The 20635-nt window shown below is 41.7% G+C and carries 18 protein-coding genes; 7 read left to right on the top strand and 11 right to left on the bottom strand.

Annotated elements, in window-relative coordinates:
• Positions 1–105: 105 nt before the first annotated feature.
• From IM515_RS16870 to pdxH, 3 genes are all read right to left on the bottom strand, one after another.
• Positions 106–2757: an NB-ARC domain-containing protein gene (locus tag IM515_RS16870; protein WP_287698084.1), complete on the bottom strand. Its 2652-nt coding sequence runs from the start codon at positions 2755–2757 to the stop codon at positions 106–108.
• Between the two features lie 118 nt (positions 2758–2875).
• Positions 2876–3178, bottom strand: coding sequence for a trypco2 family protein (locus IM515_RS16865; RefSeq protein ID WP_287629442.1), 303 nt, complete (start codon positions 3176–3178; stop codon positions 2876–2878).
• Between the two features lie 230 nt (positions 3179–3408).
• Positions 3409–4053 (bottom strand): pyridoxamine 5'-phosphate oxidase, encoded by a 645-nt coding sequence (gene pdxH, locus IM515_RS16860; RefSeq protein ID WP_287629441.1) that lies wholly within the window; start codon positions 4051–4053, stop codon positions 3409–3411.
• A gap of 51 nt (positions 4054–4104) precedes the next feature.
• Here pdxH and IM515_RS16855 point away from each other — a divergent pair, with 51 nt between their 5' ends.
• Complete coding sequence (locus IM515_RS16855; RefSeq protein WP_287629440.1) at positions 4105–4875, top strand: segregation/condensation protein A; 771 nt, start codon at positions 4105–4107, stop codon at positions 4873–4875.
• Positions 4876–4911: 36 nt separating this feature from the next.
• Here IM515_RS16855 and IM515_RS16850 read toward each other — a convergent pair whose 3' ends face one another.
• A complete protein-coding gene (locus tag IM515_RS16850) occupies positions 4912–6396 on the bottom strand; it encodes a polysaccharide deacetylase family protein (protein ID WP_287629439.1) in 1485 nt (494 codons plus the stop codon).
• A gap of 267 nt (positions 6397–6663) precedes the next feature.
• On the opposite strand from IM515_RS16850, the gene IM515_RS16845 reads away from it, so the two are divergent.
• The 3 genes from IM515_RS16845 to IM515_RS16835 all read left to right on the top strand — a co-directional run bounded on the left by IM515_RS16845 (position 6664) and on the right by IM515_RS16835 (position 9112).
• Entirely contained in the window at positions 6664–7971 is a 1308-nt protein-coding gene (locus IM515_RS16845) for a hemolysin family protein (protein WP_052275642.1), read from the top strand.
• Between the two features lie 36 nt (positions 7972–8007).
• Positions 8008–8247 (top strand): DUF2887 domain-containing protein, encoded by a 240-nt coding sequence (locus IM515_RS26160; protein WP_425589513.1) that lies wholly within the window; start codon positions 8008–8010, stop codon positions 8245–8247.
• Between the two features lie 160 nt (positions 8248–8407).
• Complete coding sequence (locus IM515_RS16835; RefSeq protein ID WP_287629444.1) at positions 8408–9112, top strand: Rpn family recombination-promoting nuclease/putative transposase; 705 nt, start codon at positions 8408–8410, stop codon at positions 9110–9112.
• A gap of 35 nt (positions 9113–9147) precedes the next feature.
• Here IM515_RS16835 and IM515_RS16830 read toward each other — a convergent pair whose 3' ends face one another.
• On the bottom strand, positions 9148–10485 hold the full coding sequence (locus tag IM515_RS16830; RefSeq protein WP_287629438.1) for a proton extrusion protein PcxA: 1338 nt from the start codon (positions 10483–10485) through the stop codon (positions 9148–9150).
• 78 nt (positions 10486–10563) lie between these two features.
• Here IM515_RS16830 and IM515_RS16825 point away from each other — a divergent pair, with 78 nt between their 5' ends.
• A complete protein-coding gene (locus tag IM515_RS16825) occupies positions 10564–12654 on the top strand; it encodes a PD-(D/E)XK nuclease family protein (protein WP_287629437.1) in 2091 nt (696 codons plus the stop codon).
• A gap of 114 nt (positions 12655–12768) precedes the next feature.
• Here the strand turns inward: IM515_RS16825 and IM515_RS16820 are convergent, their stop codons facing one another.
• The 6 genes from IM515_RS16820 to IM515_RS16795 form a co-directional block, all read right to left on the bottom strand.
• Entirely contained in the window at positions 12769–12939 is a 171-nt protein-coding gene (locus IM515_RS16820; protein ID WP_287629436.1) for a DNA adenine methylase, read from the bottom strand.
• Between the two features lie 17 nt (positions 12940–12956).
• Positions 12957–13355, bottom strand: a complete 399-nt coding sequence (locus tag IM515_RS16815; RefSeq protein WP_287629435.1) for a helix-turn-helix domain-containing protein — start codon at positions 13353–13355, stop codon at positions 12957–12959.
• A 46-nt stretch (positions 13356–13401) separates the two neighbouring features.
• On the bottom strand, positions 13402–14226 hold the full coding sequence (gene hypB, locus IM515_RS16810; protein WP_002770455.1) for a hydrogenase nickel incorporation protein HypB: 825 nt from the start codon (positions 14224–14226) through the stop codon (positions 13402–13404).
• Positions 14217–14561 (bottom strand): hydrogenase maturation nickel metallochaperone HypA/HybF, encoded by a 345-nt coding sequence (locus IM515_RS16805; protein ID WP_287629434.1) that lies wholly within the window; start codon positions 14559–14561, stop codon positions 14217–14219. The genes hypB and IM515_RS16805 overlap by 10 nt, the downstream gene beginning before the upstream one ends.
• A gap of 187 nt (positions 14562–14748) precedes the next feature.
• A complete protein-coding gene (gene hypE / locus IM515_RS16800) occupies positions 14749–15819 on the bottom strand; it encodes a hydrogenase expression/formation protein HypE (protein WP_287629433.1) in 1071 nt (356 codons plus the stop codon).
• Between the two features lie 105 nt (positions 15820–15924).
• Positions 15925–16698, bottom strand: a complete 774-nt coding sequence (locus IM515_RS16795) for an Rpn family recombination-promoting nuclease/putative transposase (protein ID WP_287629432.1) — start codon at positions 16696–16698, stop codon at positions 15925–15927.
• A 246-nt stretch (positions 16699–16944) separates the two neighbouring features.
• On the opposite strand from IM515_RS16795, the gene IM515_RS16790 reads away from it, so the two are divergent.
• The gene (locus IM515_RS16790; protein WP_002770465.1) at positions 16945–17850 is read left to right on the top strand and encodes a hypothetical protein; all 906 of its coding nucleotides are present in this window, start codon (positions 16945–16947) and stop codon (positions 17848–17850) included.
• Positions 17851–17917: 67 nt separating this feature from the next.
• A complete protein-coding gene (recG, locus tag IM515_RS16785; RefSeq protein WP_287629431.1) occupies positions 17918–20386 on the top strand; it encodes an ATP-dependent DNA helicase RecG in 2469 nt (822 codons plus the stop codon).
• Positions 20387–20635 lie beyond the last annotated feature (249 nt).

The following is a 20635-nucleotide window of genomic DNA, read 5'->3' as shown; positions in this document are numbered from 1 at the left end:
TCTCAATTGTTAAGCAAAAATCGACCAAATGTGAATATTTCGTAACTATTCTGATTGACTGGTATCACTTGAAATGCCCACACAGCAAGCGGTTCACAAAATTGGCTAATTGTCAATAGCGTTTGAGATGCTCTCACCCTGTTTGGATTCATCCCCAATCCCTCTGGCAACTTCTAAGGCTTCGGGTAATAAACTTTCCGGTAAATAGGGGGCTAACCCTGTTAATGCCTTTGCACGGTGGTATTGATCCCTAATCTCTCTAGCTGTAGCTAACGCTTCGGGTAATAAAGTCGGGGGAAGATAGGGAATAATTGCCTTTAATTCTTCTGCTTGGTTCCGAGAATCTTGATTTTGCCTCACATAAGCTAATCCCTGAGCAGGTGTCCAGATTTCCTGCTTAACCAGTGCAGCAATTAATTCTGGTTTAATATTCCCCGCCAAACTATTAAGAGAAGTGGTGATTAAAGCATAACGAACCTGTAACCCAAGAGACTCACTCTTGTTCTCAATAAAATGCTCCTCCGCCAATTGCCACGCCCGCGAAACATCCTTAATAAAAACTGCTGTTTTCCCTTCCCTTTCACATTGACTATACCAACCATTATGACCTTCTGCGGTTTCTTCCCTCAGTAATAGATGAATCTGGGCTATCTGTCCCGCTTTTTCTAAATGCCAGAGCAATTGATTATAAATGTAGCCATCATCTGCTAAAGTATGCCAGTTTGATCCCCCTAAATCCCCCTTAATAAGGGGGACTTCCACCTCTTTTCCCCCCTTTTCAAGGGGGGTTAGGGGGGATCTCTCCTTTTCAAGGGGGACTTCCACCTCTTTTCCCCCCTTTTCAAGGGGGGTTAGGGGGGATCTCTCCTTTTCAAGGGGGACTTCCACCTCTTTTCCCCCCTTTTCAAGGGGGGTTAGGGGGGATCTCTTAATTTGTTTTTGATACCGTTGTAAAAGCTGTTGATGTGCCTCAGCCATTGATAACCCTAACCCCGGTAATTGATAATCCGTTTCAGGATGAGGAGGCGCTAGGATCAGATTTCGGGCTAAATCATGTAACAAATCATGGACACGATAACTGGTTAGTTGTTCACTAGAAACCCCCGTTAATAATAAAGCCTTACCGCGTAAATATCTTAAAGTTTGTCTCGCTTCTCTAACCGGACAATCCCATAAAGTCGCCGCCATTTTTTCGGTAATGGTAACATCATCCGGTAACACCCCTAACCAGCTAAATTGTCTCAATCTTTGCCCATTTAACCGTTTTAAACTGAGATTAAAGCAAGCAATTAAACTATAATGTTTGCGCTTTTCTTCATTGGCAGTATCTCCAGCTTCCAAGCGATCTAAAATTTCTAAATTAGCGATTTCTGCTTGTAATTCTTCGATTAATTCAGCCCAAGGAATCCCATCTTCAATTTGTGCCGCCGTTAACTCCAAAGCTAAGGGTAAATAACCGACAATTTTGGCTAATATTTTGGCTTGTTTCTGATCTGCTAAATTTAATTCATGCTTTAAATAACCCGTTAATAAGGCTAAAGATTGAGATTCGGTCATTACATCCAAATCATAACGAATTGCCCCTTTAACGGGAACTTCTCTAGTGGTTATTAATAATTTACAGTGATTTCCTGCTACTATAAAAGGATCAATATCTTCTACATTCCAGAGATCATCTACTACTAATAAAGCCTTTTTATCTGCCAATAAAGTCCTCAAGTGTAAGGATGCCGCATCAATACCCGTCGGCTTAAAATTATAATCTCCTAAAGCTTGAATCCAGCCATGAAGAAAGGATAAAATATCTGGTTGTTGTCCTAAAGTTGCCCAGAAAATGCCATCAGGAAAAAAAGCTTGAACTTCTTTCTCCTGTGCTAATGCCGCCGCTAAAGTGGATTTACCAATCCCTCCTAATCCATAAATCGCACTAATAACTAAAGTTCCAGTTTTTTCCGTTGTTTCTGACAATAAAAGTTTTTTTAACTCAATACTAACCTCTGGACGTTCGACAAAATAACTCGGTTTAGGCGGAGCTTGATTGCGATAGGAAGAAGATTTTAAAGAAGCGGATATAACGGGTTTAGGTTCAGGATCAATATCATGGTTTTCTAATATCTCACACCATTCGGGATTGTCATAAACCCTTGCCAAAGATTCAGCTTCTAAAGATGCCGGACGATCTCTAATTGGCTGTTTAGATTGTACCCCAATCACTAACCCATTACAAACAATTGCTGATCCCGATGTTCCCTCCCAAGGAGATTGATTTTCTGCTAATCTTTCTAATTGTTTATCGGTGGGTTGTATGTCTTGACTATCTTTAATATTTAATAACAAACGGTGATGAGGAACACGATTAGCTACATCGACAGTTCCCTCAATATGTAACCCTGTGGCGTATTTTATCTCATCTTCAACATACCGTAAAAATAGAGGAAATCCCAAACAGTCAAATTTAACTTTTTGGGTGCTACTCGCATCAGGTAACACCCCAAAACCTACAGGATTACAAGTTTCGATAGTTTCTGGTAATTCTACTAAGGCTATATCGATATTATCGGGAGCTTTCCAAATTACCTTAGCGTCTATATCCTGCTTATCAGAATAGTTTGATGCTGATCTAAATCGTACTTTACAGTCGTTACTATTATCAAATAGATGCCGACAAGTCAAGAGTAAACGTCCCCCAATTCGATAGGCAGTGCCGTATTTAGGGGCAACAATTTCTAAAGCGCGATCGGGTTGGAATTGGGGCATAACTTATCGGATTGATGTAACCTATTCTTCTCGGATGACGATGGGTTACGCTTCGCTAACCCATCCTACAAATTAACTGCTTTGGGGGCAAGCATTGCGTCCCTAGGGGTATAAAATTCTAATCGGGTTTATAATCACTTGCTGTCTTGATAGGTCCTCCATCTTTCCCAATGGGTTTAAGGGGAATTTTAATTCTATGGGTTATCGTATCTTTATTGGTGACACCCCCACCCATTTCTACTACCCAAAATTTCAGCCCACCTTTGCCTTCTTTCGACTGCTCAACCACAAATTGAACCTCTAATTCAATTTCACCCACTTCAAAGCGAATCTGCTCACCCTCAGAGGCTAAAATAGATTTACTCAGTTCAACCCGCAATGCTTCTAAGGTTTCTCGAAGTCCAACTTTATTGATGTCCATAATTCTCTAGTTATTTTTGAAGGATGCAGACAAAAACCCTTTCAATTCTATCGTTTTTCTGAAACTTTAGGGCGGACGGATTGCCTTTCTCAAATGACATAATAGCCCAACCCGATCGCTAAGGGAAGCGCAGGTTGGGAAAAGACATCGACCTAATATTATCTCAAGACTAAAATGACAAATTGAATTAGTATCGAGCTATTTTGCCAATACAAGGTGTCAAGATCAAACTAAGGAGCTAAACGTTGCCTTTGCCAACTGCCATCTTCTTGACGATAATAACAGAGACGATCGTGAAGACGACTGGGGCGACCTTGCCAGAACTCGATTAAACTAGGAATTAGGCGAAATCCGCCCCAATGAGGAGGACGGGGAACTTCACGACCAGCATATTCTTCTTTTAGTTCTGCTAGGCGTTTTTCGAGGATATCCCGCCCCGAAATCACTTCACTTTGATTGGAGGCCCAGGCCCCTAAACGAGATTCCCAGGGACGGACAAAAAAGTAATTATCCGATTCCTCCTCGCTGATTTTTTCTACAGTTCCCTCGATCCTAATTTGCCGTTGCAATTCTCCCCACCAAAACACTAGGGCTGCATTGGGATTAGCGATTAATTCCTGTCCCTTGGCGCTGTGGTAGTTGGTAAAGAGAACAAAACCGCGAGGATCGAAGTCTTTTAACAGTACCATGCGGGCCCGGGGTTTGCCCTCTGGGGAAATAGTGGCTAAAGTCATAGCGTTGGGTTCCAATCTTCCCGAAGATACCGCCCGTTCTAGCCATTGTTTAAATACAATGAAAGGATCGGCAGATGTTTCTGACTCTAGCAATTCTTCGAGATTGTAGTCCAAGCGCAGGTCAGCGATCGATATGTCCATGGTTTTGCTTGCTAAATTCTATCCTTTGAGATCCTACAAGATTCTACAATCATGACTATCACCTCGGCCAGTGATGCGATCGCCTCTCTTTTAGAAATGGCGGAACAGGGAGAAATTGACCCCTGGGATGTGCAGGTTATTGATGTGATCGATCGCTTTTTGGCGGAATTGGGGTTATTAAATGATCTAGATTTAGCCATGGCCCAAGCTAATTTACCCCAATCGGGACAGGCTTTTTTATGGGCTTCTATGTTAGTTTTATTTAAGGCTGATACCCTAGAAAGATTGTCTTTGGAACAGCAAGAAGAAAGTCTGATTGATGAGGAAATTAGCGAGTTAGAACGGGAATTAAGAACTTTACCCCGTTATCTAGAAAATCATATTCGCCGTCGTACTGCTGCCCCACCACCGCGCAAAAGACGGGTAACTTTGCAGGAGTTAATCACTCAATTACAACAGATTGCCCTAGAGATTGAAGCTTTACCGAAACTGCCTGTAGTTGTCCCGAAACCCCGGCCCCAATCCCGACGGGAAGCGGTACAAATTATCACGGAATTGGCCCACCAAGAAAACCTGACGGAGTTGGCAGCGGAACTGGACTTTTTTTTGCAGAGAAAGTTTTTTCAATTAGAGAAAAATGAGATAGAGTTTGAGTATTTATTAGATTTATGGCAAGGGGAAAAACCCTCTAGTCACTCGGCAACACAGGAAAAGGTGGCGATTTTTTGGGCTTTACTTTTACTCGCTTCTCAATCAAAAGTGGAGTTAAAACAAGAGGATTTTTATCAAGATTTAACTATTTCTTTAATTAGGGTTGGCTGAAAAGCTTTTTCAGCCAACCCTAGATAGCTTAATATCTTAGCGGGTTAGGGCCGCGCCTCTTTCGTACAAAGTGCGGGCATAATCGGTCCAAGTACCCTGGCCCCAATAACGGAAACAACTGGTTTGCACGAGCAAATTATAAAGCAGTGCCTCCAGATAATCCGGTCGTCGGGTGAAGCTAGGATCCGCCTGTACTAAAGGATCATATTTCTCGTGGAATTGAGCGCTTAATTGGTTCATCGGTTCGAGGACATTTTCGTAACCGCGCACCCAACTGAGATCATTTGTCCAAGATGCCCCATCCATGCTAAAACGGTGGTCGGACTGTTTTAAATCAGCGATCGCCTGTTCCACTGCTTCTGGGGTAGCGGCATCCGGATTAACTCGCTGCCAGATTTTATGCTGGTGTACGGCTTGAATTGGGGGATAATCTTGGGGATTAACGCCAGCAGCCTCGATTAACTCCAGATATTCCGTACCGTTAAATCCTGCCACACTGGAACCCCCCTGCATTTCCCGCCAAGGATTGGGAAAATCGCGAGGAAATTCATTCATCATCACGCCACCATTTTCACCGTCGGCAATCTGGGAACCTAGGGAAGGAACCCAAACGCCGCCGATTTGCTGTTTACCGCGGCATTTGGCCTCGTGGTAGGGTTGCATTTGGGCGACTAATTTGGTGTCGGAACCCTGGGTTTTAATCAAAGCAGTAATCGCAATCACTTCACCCCGAGAATTACGGGCCACCAGGCGATTAGGAATATATTTTTGTTCCTGACTCAATCCCGAACCGTCGAGATTTTCCACCGAGTGTTCCTGTACCAATAACCAGCGATAGCCGCATTCTTTCAGAGCTTTAATATACTCGTAGAGGGTATCGGGATGGTTAGGAAGGTGCATTTCCGGGGGAGAGAACCCTTTGACTCGTTTCAGGGCATCCGGGCCAAAAATCGAGGCAAAATAGGTTTGCCATGCTTGCATCTGTAATTTTAGATCGGGAATCGGTGTGGAAGGAGCCACCGCATGACTCCACATCGTCCCCAACCATTCCACATAGGGTTGATATTGACTGTTACAGGTGATTAATTTGAGTTTATCGAGGATATCCTGCCGTCCCATCTGTACCAAACCCCAGAGGAGATTGCCGGAATAATCAAGCATAATCCGGGGATTACAGCCTTCCGCCACCAATTGTGGGATAAAATCGCCCATGCGACTGTAACACCAGGCAAAAACGCTGGCATTATGGTTATCGCCATCCCCTTGATGCTCGAACATATGCTGGAGATTGCAGATTAATTCCCCGTTAACACCTGCGGGGATGGTGGGTTGGTGCATATGCAAGGCACAGGCAAAACCAGCGTTAATATTGTCTAATTTGAGATTTGTTGTCGGTAAAAAGATCGGATCATCGTGATTGACAATCGCTGCGATTTCCTGTTCCCAACCGCAAATAGTCGGTAGTCCGGGGCGTATTTCCGTGATAGGGTTCGATTTCGAGGATACGGGTGTAGCGATCATAATTTTTCAGGCGAATAGATTGAGATAGTTTGTCCCCACTCTCCCAGGGACAACTTTTTTGACTGGCAACAGGTCACTCCTGACTGTTCACTGCTAACTGAGCTAAGAGTGCGGACTTGATCCTATCCCATTTATACTGGGAGTAACCCCCTCCAGACACAAGCCTTCGTAACTCGTTAAAAATCAAGATGATTCTTTACTGAACTTAACCGATCCTCGCACTATGATACAAACAACTATCCGCCCTTTTACCTGTAAATTTTAACCATGTTCTCGGCGACTACCGAAATTCTTGTTATCTTCTTCCTCATCCTCCTCAATGGAGTCTTTGCTCTCTCGGAAATTGCCATTGTCTCGGCCCGCAAAATCCGTTTGGAACAATTAGCCAGAGATGATCGACGGGCGGCGGTGGCCTTAAAATTGGCCAATGATCCCAATCAAATTTTATCGACGGTGCAGATTGGCATTACCCTAGTGGGTATCTTTGCCGGGGCCTACGGAGGAGCTAATTTATCGGTCAGTGTGGCGCAATTATTGGCCCAAGTTCCTGTTTTAGCCCCCTACAGTCAAGCTTTGGGATTAGGATTAGTGGTGTTAATTATTACCTATCTATCCCTAGTGGTGGGGGAATTAGTGCCGAAACGGTTAGGTTTAAGTAATCCTGAAAAAATCGCTATCCTCGTTGCTGATCCTCTGAATAGGTTATCAAAAATTGTTTCGCCCGTTGTCCATCTTTTGAGTCAATCGACTAATCTGATTCTCGGTTTGTTGGGGATTAGCGGTAATAATAATGATTCCCCAATTACGGAGGAAGAATTGAAAATTATGCTTAAACAGGGAACCGAAGCGGGAACCTTTGAGGAAGCAGAACAGGATATGGTGGAAAGGGTGTTAGGATTGAGCGATCGCCGAGTCAGTCAGATTATGACCACGCGCCCAGATGTTGTTTGGTTAGATTTGGAAGATAGTGCCGAAATTAACCGCCAGAAGCTAATTGAGAGCAATCATACCCGTTTTCCTGTGTGTCAGGGCAGTTTAGATGAGGTTTTGGGGGTAATCGAAGTCACAGACTTATTGGCCGATTGTTTAACCGGTGAAAGTTTCGATCTAACGAAGGATTTACAGCAGCCGCTTTTTGTGCCGGAAAGCACTAGGGGTTTAAAGGTTTTAGAATTGGTACAGCAAAGTGGTCATCATATTGCCTTGGTAGTGGATGAGTACGGGGTGATTCAAGGATTGGTGACGCGCCAGGATATTTTAGAGGCAATTGTCGGCGATTTACCCCAATTAGATAATATTGAAGATGCACAGATCGTGCAGCGGGAAGATGGTTCTTGGTTGATCGATGGCACAGTGGCGATCGAAGATTTTAAAGAGTTATTTGAAATCAGTGAATTACCCGGGGAAAAACAGGGGAATTATCACACTTTAGGGGGTTTTATTATTACCCATCTTGGCAGGATTCCGGGAGCTGCCGATCATTTTGAATGGCAAAGGTTGCGCTTGGAAGTGGTGGATATGGACGGTAATCGCGTCGATAAGGTGTTAGTCACGCTCTTGTTGGATGATTTGTAAGTAATTGTTAGTAAACATCTAGATTTTTTCAAGCTTGTGAAGACCGATACAATTTTTTATCAACTCTTGCAAACTTTTCCGGGGTTAATTTTTGAATTACTGGGAGACTCAACCCAGAAAGCTGAAAATTATCAATTCTCCTCCCGAGAAATCAAACCCACATTCCGCACCCTAGTCGTTGAAATCAAAAGTTGCTCTAGCCCTTGTATAGTAAGACTTTTAGCGATTACTAAGAATTATGAAGTGTCACACTCTATTCAGCGATCGCCAGCTTAATGAGAGTTTATCTCAATAATTTGGTATCAGAGCTATCAGATTTTTAGGGCTAATTGTGCATCTGCTGATCCAACAAATTAGCCTGTAATTCAGAGCCGGCAATCGTTTTGACGATTTAGATAAAATTTTCAATGTGACACTTTAGGGTGCGGAATGTGGGATCAAAGAATTAGCGCGTCGTTTTGACGGTATTTTTTTACCGACCACAGCAGCACCGGAACTAATTATTTACTTTGTTGAAGTGCAATTTCAGGATAAAAGTGATTTTTATTGGCGATTTTTAACAGAAATTGTCATCTATCTCAATCAGTATAAACCCGTTCAGGATTGGATGGCTGTAGCTTTATTTGCCTCTAGGGATATCGACAATAATTTTCCCTATCAACTACGGGGATTTGAGATAACGGGACAGATCAGACGTATTTATTTAGATGAATTAATCGATAGTCCGGCTCCGTCTCTGGGTTTAGGAATTATTCAGTTAATTGTCGCTACACCCCAATTAGCACAGCAACGAGGAAAACCACTTTTAGAAAAAGCGATCGCTGAAATTGATGATCTAGTTTTCCAGCAAAAAGTTGTAGAATTAATTGAAAGAACCTTAGCCTATAAATTTACTAATCTTAGTCGCACGGAGTTAGAAGCTATGTTCGGATTAGATGATCTCAGACAGACTCGACTTTATCAAGAAGCTAAAGAAGAAGGTCGTGAAGAAGGTCGTGAAGAAGGTCGTGAAGAAGCTAAAACTGAAGCGATCGCCAGTTTACTAGCTTTAGGTTTAAGTATAGAACAGATTGCCACTGCTTTGCAGTTAGAACTTACCAAAGTACAAGAGACAGCGGCCAAATTATCCCCCCCAAATTAGAAGAGTAAATTATCAGGTTTCTCCCTGACTTTACCCTATTCATTCATATTACGATAGGTAGCCACTGCCGAGGGAGAAATGCGATTGAGATAACGGAAAATCCAATATTTTAAGACTGTATCCAAGATAACGGGAAAAGTGGCGATAAAGAGAAAATTAAACTGGCGATTTTCTGGTAAACCGAAATGACGACTTAACCCTTCTAGGATCACTTCCCAACCGTGGGGAGAGTGGAAACCGACAAACATATCGGTAAAGAGAATAATTAAAAAAGCTTTAGCTGAATCGCTAAGATTATAGAGAATGCCATCCAGAAAAGACTTGACAATCTCGATTTCCCGACGACTAAAAGCGACAACAAAACCAAAGGCAATCAGGGAACAAATATCGGCGAAAATATTAGCGATCGCATTTAAGCCTCGCTGGCGAAATTCTTCACTTAGTACCGCTGCTTTTTTAGTAATTTCTCCCTCGATTTCTTCGTTAGATAATTTGGGTGCTAAACCAATCATACCTCGAAAATGTAAAGCTTCCTCAAATCTTCTCAGTTCCGAAAAAGCTTCTTCTTCTAAATCCTGATTGATAAAAATAAACTGTTCCTGTTGTTGGAAATATTTATTAACCAAGGGGGTAATCAGGAAAGTTTTGGTTAATTGCTGGGTCAACAAAGGAATAATAATTAACAGTAAAATAAACTTGATAGAAATGGCGGTTTTATAACGAGAATTGCGAAATCTTTTTAAAACTGCCTCCTCCGATTCTACCGCTTGGGGATCAATTTCCTGTTTAATGCGGTTAAAAGTATTGACAAAAGAACGGGGTAAAACCCCCGGTCTTTCCGTAGCTTTTTGGGATTTATTACTTTTGATTATTTCCTCATCTTCAATACTACCCGCTGCTAAAAAAGAGCGATTTCTAGAAGTCTTATTTTTGGCTGTTTCCTGCTCAAAATTTCTGTTCTGGATACTTTTGGGAACATCTTGAATATCTTCTGGCCAATAATTATCTTGATATTTTCCGATAATACTATCGATAAACTGAAGTTTTTTCAGACAAACATCTGTGGTGACAGTAATCACCCCATTATTAATTGTCGGTTGATTTGGACCGAAGGTATTAACGATCGAGCGACTAGCTTTAAACTCCGTCAATCTGACTTTAATTTTTTGCAAATAACCTTTAACTTCTGCGATAAAATAGGAATTAGTGCTGCTGCCATAATTCGAGAATTCATTCGCCACTTTTCGCCCTTGAAAATGCTTGTCTTCTATCTCCTTAATCTTCAAAGCTGCATGATAAGCCTCATCTAAAGAACGTTCAGGAGTTTGTAATAACCATTGATTAACACCTTGCAAAATCCGATTAAGATTCATAGGAAACAATTACTTCCACAAGGGAGAAAAGCTAGAGTACCGATCAGTTATCTTAACAAATACAATCGAGAAAAAACGATGTCAATCATACCAATTTGGATCGAAGGTGGCACGCGATCGGGAAAAACCACCGCTTTAGTCGGGGAATTTCGGCGCTGGGTGTCTCGCAATCGCTCAAAATCATCCCCCCTTCCTCGATCGATCTTAGTTTTCGCTGCCAACGATGATAATAAACGGGAATTAGCCGATCGATTAGCCATTGCTGTTAGGGGTAGCTATCCGATTCTCTGCAAAACCCCTTTAGGTTTTCTCACCGATGAAGTCATCCTGTTTTGGCCGTTAATTTTCGAGTTTTTGGAGCTAAAAGCCCAATTTCCCCGCCGATTACGCCCAGAAACGGAGCAGGAACTCGCCACCCGTCTCTGGCAACCAGCAATCGCTAAATTCTTCCAGCTTACTAGCATAAATGAATATCGTTTCGTGCGTCAAGTTCTCGATTTGTTACAATTAGCCGGCGCTAGTGGTGTTCCCGCAGAAAAGATACCCGAAAGATTAGCCGACGGATTATCAGAAACAGATTTAAAACGAGTTTTAGCAATTAATGAGCAGGAAATACCAGAAAAAGTGGGAGAATTAATCATTCAATGGCGTGATTGGTCTCTAGAACGTGGTTTATTAAGTTATGGTATCATCTACGAACTCTATTGGCGCTATTTATTCCCTGATAGTCGTTATCAACAGCAACTATTAAAACGCTTCCGGGGGGTTTTTGCGGACGATGTGGACGATTATCCGGCTATTGCCAAGGATTTACTCAGTTTTTTCCTCGATCATGATTATTTTAGCGTTTTTACCTACAATCCCCAGGGAAAAATTCGCTTAGGATTAACTGCCGATCCCGATTATATACAAAAATTAGCGGCACGCTGTCAAATTATGTCATTATCTACCACTGACGGGTTAGCTGCTCAGTTTAGCGAGACGGTTCTCTCCTTAATCAGCGACGGTAACTATCTTGGCAATCTTCCCGATCAATTCATCTCCCTGCAAACCACCTCTCGCGCCGAATTGTTACGGAAGACAGCCACAGCTATTATTCAAGCAGTCAAGCAAGGGGCAGTAAAACCCGAAGAAATCGCCGTTATTGCCCCCGGTTTAGACGAAATCGCCCGTTATAGCCTGATGGAAATTTTAACCGGTGCTGGGATAGCCGTTCAACCCCTCAACGAACAACGACCCCTGATCAGTTGTCCTCTGATTCGGGCATTATTGACCCTTCTCGCCCTTGTTTATGAAAATTTGGGGCGTTTAGCCCCCCAAGAGGCTATAGCGGAAATGCTGGTGATTTTTAGCCGTTATCGCTGGGATGAAGAACAAAATTTAATTCCCGATATCGATCCGGTTCGCGCCGGATTAATTGCCGATCATTGTTATCAAGTGGCTCTGGAAAATCCTCGTTTATTAGCGATCGAAACTTTTCCCCGTTGGGATCGCTTAGGACAAAAAGCTTGTACTGCCTACGAAAGAATTTGTCACTGGATCGAAGGGATGAAAAAACGGCAGCAAGAAGCCAAACTTTTCCCGATTTTTGTCTTAAATCAAGCGATCGAACAATTATTAAACGATGGGGAAAATTTGCCCTTCGATCACTTGGCAGCTTTGCGAGAATTAATGGAAACTGCCCAACATTTTTGGGAGATTGATCGCCGTTTGCGTGAGAGTGAACCCTCTTTTCAAAGTCCCAGCGAAACTATTAGTCAGTTTATCCAACTTTTGCGTCGTGGCACAATCACTGCTAATCCCTATCCTGTGCGACAATTTATTAAATCTTCCCCGGCAGTTACCCTAGGCAATATCTTTCAATATCGTTCTTTTCGTTCTAGTCATCGTTGGCATTTTTGGCTAGATTGTTCCTCCCCACTCTGGGAACAAGGAGGTGCTTCCACTCTTTTTGCCGCGCCGATTTTTTGGCGAGAAAGTCCCTATCAACGCTGGACAACGGAAGCAGAATTAGAGGAAAATCAGGCACGTTTACAGAGAATTTTAAGGGATTTATTAGCAAGGGTAAGCGAAAAAGTTATCCTCTGTCACAGTGATTTAGGAGTATCGGGAACCGATCAAACTGGACAACTTTTATCCTTAGTACAAGCGGCAAAAGAATATGATTAAGCACTAGAACAAAATTAACTTCTTGGTTAGGAAATGCAAAAGGCAACCCCCCCGACATCGGGGGGGGCAATAGGCAAAATGGGGAAATAAATAATCAGTTTTTAATAACTAGATTTAGTATAAGGCCTTTTGGGGTTGTAAATTAAAAGCTACCAACTCCGAACCACAAAAGGGTTCTATCCAGCGATCAAAGTTTTGCTGATCCGCTAAATTTTTGATTGATGATACCAGTTTAGTTTTGATACTTTGACATTTAATCGGGGGAACAATAACGGTGGTTTTCATGAAAAACTAATAGAGAATTAAATGAATACACTGGGGGAAACATTGAAAATCTCTCCTAAAATTTTCCCTTGAGCTTTACTAATCGATCGCTTGCCATTAACAATCTCAGAAACCACACCCTTAGAACCAATTTTACCAACTAAATCAGCTTGTTTCATGTTGTTGGCTTCAATTAAGTGTAATAATACTTCCTGCGGTGAAGCTGGTTCGGGTTGAGGTTGTTTGGCATCAAAATCCTTAATAATTGTCGCCATTAATTTAACCATCGCGGTTTCTTCTGGTAGTCGATCCTGTTTACTAATTAGATTAAGGAGAAGATGACGCGCTTGCTCATATTCTTCCTCATTTTCAATAATCTTGGGTTGAAATTTAGTCAACAGTTGATTATAAATATTTTGATTAAGTGCTAGAGTCATTTTTCTTGCGGTTAGACTGAACTTTTTGGGTGTGTTACTACTTAACTTAAACCAGTGATTTTAACCAACTGTACCAAGCATCTAAACCTTCTCCTGTGGTAGCGGAAACTTGAAAAACTTTCAGATTGGGATTAACCTGATAGGCGTAATCTAAACAGCGATCGAGGTTAAAATTAACGTAGGGCAGTAGGTCTATTTTTGTCAAGATCATGACTTGAGAAGCGTGGAACATATAGGGATATTTAATCGGTTTATCTTCCCCTTCGGTGACGGAAAGAATGACGACTTTGGCATTTTCTCCCAAATCAAATAAAGCAGGACAAACTAGATTACCAACATTTTCGATCATGACTAAAGAATTCATCGGTGGATCGAGTTCGATTAATCCTCTCTCTACCATTGATGCTTCTAAATGACAACCTGTTCCGGTGTTAATTTGGATAACCTGACAACCGGTTTCACTAATTTTTTGAGCATCATTAGCTGTAGCTTGATCTCCCTCAATGACACTGATAGGAATAGCGGTTTTTAAATCGGCAATTGTGCGAGTTAACAGGGTAGTTTTTCCCGAACCAGGGGAAGAAACCAGATTAAGAGCAACAGTTTTTCTCCCCTTCAACCAACCGCGATTTTGTGCCGCTAATAGATTATTTTTTGCCAGCAGATTTTGCTCAACTTGGAGAATATTGCCATGAATTTGAGCGTGAATTTCCGCAGGATGATGGGGATGCTCATGCTCGTGAGCGTGAGCGTGAGCGTGATGGCTATGACTAATAACAGTACCATCGGCTAAAATATGTTCATGGGTTCCCGTTTGCGGATTAGTTACCGTTACTTCCGAGTTATCAGAACAACCACAGGTTACACACATAAGGATTCTGTCTCCAAGGATTTGAGATTTAATTCTTGACCCTGTAAAATGACTATATTGCGACTACCACATCGATCGCAGATTCCGTAGGGATATTCTAGTTCTAGCTCATTTCCGCAATCTTGGCACTGTCCTAAACCAGAAATTTCCAGAATCTCTAACATTGCCCCCTCTATATTAGTACCTTGACAACAGGTATCAAAACAAAAAGCGATCGATTCTGGCATAATTGCCGTTAGTTTACCAATCTCTAACACCACGCGCCTAACTTTCATTCCTCGGGAATGCTCTAAAGCAAGTTCAATAATATTTTGGGTGATTCCTAGTTCGTGCATTTTCAGTTATCAGTTATCAGTTATCAGTTATCAGTTATCAGTCATCAGTTATCAGTTATCAGTCATCAGTTATCAGTTATCAGTTATCAGTTATCAGTTATCAGGTAAATTTCAACTAAAACCCCAAAACCCCAACTATCTGTTTTTTTAGTTTTCACTTTTTCCTTTAAAACTGTCTCCTGTCTAATTAACATATTCTCGGTAATTGTTCACCGACTAACATATCGAGAATTCTGTTAGTGCCGAAAGGGGTTTTTAAGTAAACTAAATTGGGGGGAGAAGCGACGACTTCCCCGATAGAAGCAGCATTTTTACCGTCAGGATGGGAACGCATCACTGCTAAAACGCGATTTTCCGCCTCCGGAGGGACGACAAGGACTAATTTGCCCTCATTTGCCAGATAAAGCGGTTCTAAGCCCAATAATTCGCACATTCCTCGCACTTCTTCCCGGATGGGGATCGCCGTTTCCTGCACCTGTATTCCCACCCCTGAACTTTGGGCAAATTCGTTTAAAACCGTGGCTAATCCGCCTCTAGTGGCATCCCGCATCGCTTTAACTTGTGGGCAAACTTCCAGAATTGCAGAAATTAAAGAATTCAGGGCTTGACAATCGCTTTCGATTGTGCATTGTAGGTCTAATTCGCCCCTGGCAATCAGAATGGCGGCGCCGTGATCCCCCAGAAAACCGTTAATCAAAATGCGATCGCCAACTCGTAAATTATTCGCCCCGGAATTGATTCCGGCCGGAATTACTCCGACTCCAGAGGTGTTAATAAATATTTGATCCCCTTGTCCCTTGGGAACGACTTTTGTATCCCCGGTGACGATTTTTACCGCTGCTTTTTCGGCGGCTATTTTCATGCTGGTAACGATGGTTTTTAGGGTGTCAATAGATAAACCTTCTTCGAGGATAAAACTACAACTGAGATAGAGAGGAATTGCCCCACCGACAGCCAAATCATTAACGGTTCCATTGACTGCTAAACTGCCAATATTACCCCCCGGAAAGAATAGGGGAGAAACCACATAGGAATCGGTGGTAAATGCTAAGCGATCGCCTATTTTAGCTAAATCTTTAATCTCAAATCGGGCTTGATCTTCAAGGGGTGCCAGTAAGTTATTATCGAAGTTATTGACGAATATCTCGTTAATTAAATCCCGCATTGCTCTGCCACCACTGCCATGGGAGAGAGTGATATTTGTCTCGGTAATTTTGTTTTTTTTTAATCTTAAAGAAGCTGAAGGATTGCTAGTCATAGGTGAGGTAGGAAGTTATCGTTTTGAGGAGTCGGTCGTCGATACCAAATTAGATTACACTTGTTCTTGATGAAAAACGCTGTCATAGCTTACTGCTAGATTATCTTAATGGGTTTCTGGTATTTCTCGCACTTTTTCTACAGTTAAGTCCAAAACTTGAGCAATTTGTTCTACCGTTAAACCTAAAGCCAATAAACGCGGCACAGATTCCAGTTTACCTTCCAGTTTACCTTCTTCTCGAACGTCTTGAAAATAACGGGTTTGTTTCAGTTCATCTAAACTAAACATGGCTTCTATCTCCCGGCGACTTAGACGTGGTAATTTATAGATAAGGATCGTTTCTATTAATTGTAGGAGGTTTTGCGGTTGGGTAAATTCAGTTCGCACTCGTTCAATAAGTTGTTTGGCTGTTGCCACTGCTTGATTTTCTTTAGCAATAATTAATTTTATAGTGGCAATACCGAGGGAATCTTGATTAATATCATCTAGTTCATCTAAATAGATTCGCGTCACTCTCCCAGATGTCAATAAGTCTTGATAACGTACAACCTGATCTGATTCTACCCGACGATGGGGATAAATGACCACCCCGCGCCAATCATTGTTAAAAGCAGTTTTACTGAGATATAAGAAGATTTCAGCAAAGAAACGGCCATAAAAATTCTGATCATCTTGAAATTGCACCTCGCAGAAATAAATAGGAATGCTAGGATCGGTGATATTGGGCAAAAATACGCCATCAATACGAAAAGCTAGTTGCTTGATTTCGACGGAATCAAAGCGGTAATTCGCTGCTTCTCTGGGGGAAAGGTTGATTAATTCAAAGAAAATTGACGGATAAGATTGAAAAAGATCATAAAAAATACTGTCGGTTTTCATGCCCAGACTTGTGGTGTAAACTATGCAAAAATATAGAGATAGAGAGTTTTCCTACTAATTAGCCTGATTATAGCAGTTATCTTTGCCAAAACAAATACTAAAAGCTGGTCTGCAAAAAGCTAATAGCTAAAATAACTGACAACCGATCGAGTCTAAACATCTCCCCCTGGTCAGGATGCTATAGCTGACAGTAAGTCGCTATAATAGAATTCGCCGATCGCTAACTTCTCCCTCGGTAAAATTTCTATGACTGGAAGACTGAACAAGCTACAACAAGATTTAAGGAACATAGAAACGGAAGTGGCAAATTTAGCCGAAAGAATGCGGGAAAAATACCGAATTTATCTTGATTTACTCGGTGAATCTCTCTATAAACAGGCGATCGGGGCAGTGTATCATATCTGTACCCGCTACTATGGGGGGGAATTTCTGGCTCTCTCCCACAGCAATCGTCAGAAACTACAAGAGGAGATCAAAGCTCTAGGACAAGAGGCTAAAGCCAGTTTACAGCAATTGGGCGAGCAGAGCTTCGATCGAGGGACATTTTCAGGGGTAGGATTCTCTAAAAGTCCAGCAGAGACGAAAAATACCCCAGATTTCTTGAAACTTTTTCTAAACAAACCAGAAAATCTAGCCGCAACTGGAGAGATTAATAACCCCGATATTTTACTTTATTGTTGTCGAGTGCTGGAAAAAAACTGTATCGAGATTCTCAATCATCTCTCCAAACAAATTAATCAGCAACTACAAAAAGCTTATATTCTTCCCCCTCATCTACCCAGTCAAATTATCGATATGGCAATTCAAGCGGGAGAAGAGGGACAATCCCTAGGTGGAGGAAATAATATGTTAAACATTTTAGTAGAAGCTAAAAACCCTGAACCAGAGGAAGAAAAAGATGAAGATGAAGATGAAGATGAAGATGATGGGGATGATCATAATTTTTCAAGTGGCAAAGTCACTAAAGTAACGGCAATTCATCTACGAATGGCTGAACTGGAATTTGCTGATACGCGCTTAAGTGTCGAAAGAAATCAAATTCGCTCCCTTTGGGAACAATTAAATCGTCTAGGTAAACAATATCATCACCTTCGCAAAGAATATACTATTGCTCAAGCGGAAGCGGCGTGGCGCAGTAGTTGGTATGATTAATCAGTTATAATCAAACAGAGGTATTAGGGAAACATAATACTGGGAAATTTGGAGTCAAGAGGCAATTATGAAAGGGGAAATACCCGACTGGGTGAGATTACAAAAAGCCTTATCTGTAGAAGCGGAAAAAGGTTATCCCGATCTTCAGGGAAATCAATACCGTTTTAGCGAGTTTTTCTGTCTTAGTTTCGGGGATAATCCTCCCGTGGGAATTGCCACCAGTGAGAGAAATCGCTGGCGAGAATTAGCCCAAAAATTTGCCCAATATTCCCAATTTAATCCCAGACAAAGACAACAATTAGTCGCCGAAACTCGCAATTTTTTGCAACAATTACGGCAAACTTTAGAAGCAACCCCTACCCCAAAAGAACCAGCTGCGGCGAAAATTATTAATACCACTCCCATCACGGCAAAGGCTAATTCTCCACGGCAAGTTACCCTGGAACAACCCTTGAAATATCTAGCGGAAGTGGGAGAGAGAAAAGCCAGTCTTTTAGAAAGATTAAACCTCTACAAAGTTGAAGATTTATTATATTATTATCCCCGGGATCATGTGGATTACAGTCGTCAAGTCAATATCGCTAATTTAACCGAGGGGGAAACGGTAACTTTAGTGGGGAATGTCAAGCGATGTAATTGTTTTAATAGCCCCAAAAATACCAAGTTAGCTATCTTTGAATTGCTCTTACAGGATCGCACTGGACAGATAAAATTAAACCGTTTTTATGCGGGAACTCGCTATACTAATCGTGCTTGGCAAGAAGGACAAAAAAAACTCTATCCCGTCGGTTCGGTGGTGGCGGTTAGTGGTTTAGTTAAAGCGGGTAAATATGGGTTAACTTTAGAAAATCCTGAATTTGAGTTATTAGACAGTTCTGGGGCAAGTATTGAGTCCTTAAAAATCGGGCGTATCCTGCCGGTTTATCCCCTCACCGATGGAGTACCCGCCGACCTAATTAGAAAGGCTGTAGTCGCCGCTTTTGGGGCAGTAGAGGCGATAAAAGACCCCCTACCTTTCGGTCTAAGAAAACAATACGGATTAATCGATTTAAAAACAGCAATTACTAACATTCATTTCCCCAATAATTCCGAGATTCTCAGTCAAGCGCGACGGCGATTAGTCTTTGATGAGTTCTTCTTTTTACAATTGGGGTTTCTGCGGCGGCGGCAACAGTATCGTCAGACACAGAAAAGTGCTATTTTTAGTGCTAAAGGTCAACTAATTGATCAATTTAATCAGATAATTCCCTTTCAATTAACCAATGCTCAAAAACGAGTTATTGAGGAAATTTTAGAGGATTTAGATTCTAGCACCCCGATGAATCGTCTTGTGCAGGGGGATGTGGGTTCTGGCAAAACAATTGTCGGAGTTTATGCCATTTTAGCAGCCCTACAATCCGGTTATCAAGCGGCATTAATGGCTCCTACGGAAGTTTTAGCGGAACAACATTATCGTAAGTTAGTTAGCTGGTTTAATCTCTTACATTTACCCGTAGAATTATTAACTGGCTCCACAAAAACCGCTAAACGGCGAGAAATTCACGCCCAATTAGAGACAGGAGAATTACCACTTTTAGTGGGAACTCATGCCCTAATTCAAGATGCAGTTAATTTCCGCAAATTGGGGTTAGTTGTTATTGATGAACAGCATCGCTTTGGGGTACAACAAAGGGCAAGATTATTAAGCAAAGGACAGTCTCCCCACGTTTTAACCATGACAGCAACACCGATTCCCCGTACTTTAGCTTTAACCCTGCATGGGGATTTAGATGTGAGTCAAATTGACGAATTACCCCCCGGCAGACAACCGATTCAAACCACCGTTTTAAATGGCAATCAAAGAAGGGCTGCCTATGATTTAATTCGCCGTGAAATTGCCCAAGGCAGACAAGCTTATGTGATTTTTCCCTTAATTGAAGAATCGGAAAAATTAGATGTGAGGGCTGCGGTGGAAGAATATCAAAATTTATCAGAAAAGATTTTTCCCAATTTTAATATCGGTTTACTCCATGGTCGCATGAGTTCCGCCGAAAAGGAGGAAATCTTAACAGCTTTTCGCGATAATATTCTGCAAATTATTGTCTCAACTACAGTTATCGAAGTGGGGGTGGATGTTCCCAATGCCACGGTGATGTTAATTGAAAATGCCGAACGTTTTGGCCTTTCACAATTGCATCAATTACGGGGGCGCGTCGGCAGAGGTTCCCATCAATCCTATTGTTTACTTTTAAGTGGCAGTAATAGTGCTAATTCCCGTCAAAGATTGACGGTTTTGGAACAATCCCAAGACGGCTTTTTTATCTCGGAAATGGATATGCGATTTCGCGGTCCGGGGGAAGTTTTAGGACAACGGCAATCGGGTTTACCAGATTTTGCCCTCGCTAGTTTAGTGGAGGATCAAGAGGTGTTAGTTTTGGCAAGAGATGCCGCCGAAAAAATTATGTTAGATGATCCCCATTTAATCACTTTGCCCAACTTGAAACAAGCTTTAGAAGCTAAATATCAACGGATGTTAGGATCGGATATTTTAACTTGACTTAGGGAATTATGAATTGTGAATTATGAATTATGAATTGTGAATTATGAATTGTGAATTGTGAATTGGTGAGAGGGGAGAAGCAAATGGGGAGAATACGTCAAAGCTGTCTCCTGATAACTGATAACTGATAACTGATAACTGATAACTGATAACTGATAACTGATAACTGATAACTGATAACTGATAACTGATAACTGATAACTGATAACTGATAACTGATAACTGATAACTGATAACTGATAACTG

The sequence above is a fragment of the Microcystis sp. M44BS1 genome, assembly GCF_020244875.1.
Taxonomy (GTDB): Bacteria; Cyanobacteriota; Cyanobacteriia; order Cyanobacteriales; family Microcystaceae; genus Microcystis; species Microcystis panniformis.
The sequence above is the reverse complement of the archived record's forward strand: the minus strand, read 5'-3'. Positions and strand labels throughout refer to the sequence as shown.

What these genes read in the sequence shown, in the direction of transcription:
- IM515_RS16870 (WP_287698084.1), bottom strand. Translation starts at nt 2,757, where the DNA reads ATGCCCCAATTCCAACCCGATCGCGCTTTAGAAATTGTTGCCCCTAAA.
- IM515_RS16865 (WP_287629442.1), bottom strand. Translation starts at nt 3,178, where the DNA reads ATGGACATCAATAAAGTTGGACTTCGAGAAACCTTAGAAGCATTGCGG.
- pdxH (WP_287629441.1), bottom strand. Translation starts at nt 4,053, where the DNA reads ATGGACATATCGATCGCTGACCTGCGCTTGGACTACAATCTCGAAGAA.
- IM515_RS16855 (WP_287629440.1), top strand. Translation starts at nt 4,105, where the DNA reads ATGACTATCACCTCGGCCAGTGATGCGATCGCCTCTCTTTTAGAAATG.
- IM515_RS16850 (WP_287629439.1), bottom strand. Translation starts at nt 6,396, where the DNA reads ATGATCGCTACACCCGTATCCTCGAAATCGAACCCTATCACGGAAATA.
- IM515_RS16845 (WP_052275642.1), top strand. Translation starts at nt 6,664, where the DNA reads ATGTTCTCGGCGACTACCGAAATTCTTGTTATCTTCTTCCTCATCCTC.
- IM515_RS16830 (WP_287629438.1), bottom strand. Translation starts at nt 10,485, where the DNA reads ATGAATCTTAATCGGATTTTGCAAGGTGTTAATCAATGGTTATTACAA.
- IM515_RS16825 (WP_287629437.1), top strand. Translation starts at nt 10,564, where the DNA reads ATGTCAATCATACCAATTTGGATCGAAGGTGGCACGCGATCGGGAAAA.
- IM515_RS16820 (WP_287629436.1), bottom strand. Translation starts at nt 12,939, where the DNA reads ATGAAAACCACCGTTATTGTTCCCCCGATTAAATGTCAAAGTATCAAA.
- IM515_RS16815 (WP_287629435.1), bottom strand. Translation starts at nt 13,355, where the DNA reads ATGACTCTAGCACTTAATCAAAATATTTATAATCAACTGTTGACTAAA.
- hypB (WP_002770455.1), bottom strand. Translation starts at nt 14,226, where the DNA reads ATGTGTGTAACCTGTGGTTGTTCTGATAACTCGGAAGTAACGGTAACT.
- IM515_RS16805 (WP_287629434.1), bottom strand. Translation starts at nt 14,561, where the DNA reads ATGCACGAACTAGGAATCACCCAAAATATTATTGAACTTGCTTTAGAG.
- hypE (WP_287629433.1), bottom strand. Translation starts at nt 15,819, where the DNA reads ATGACTAGCAATCCTTCAGCTTCTTTAAGATTAAAAAAAAACAAAATT.
- IM515_RS16795 (WP_287629432.1), bottom strand. Translation starts at nt 16,698, where the DNA reads ATGAAAACCGACAGTATTTTTTATGATCTTTTTCAATCTTATCCGTCA.
- IM515_RS16790 (WP_002770465.1), top strand. Translation starts at nt 16,945, where the DNA reads ATGACTGGAAGACTGAACAAGCTACAACAAGATTTAAGGAACATAGAA.
- recG (WP_287629431.1), top strand. Translation starts at nt 17,918, where the DNA reads ATGAAAGGGGAAATACCCGACTGGGTGAGATTACAAAAAGCCTTATCT.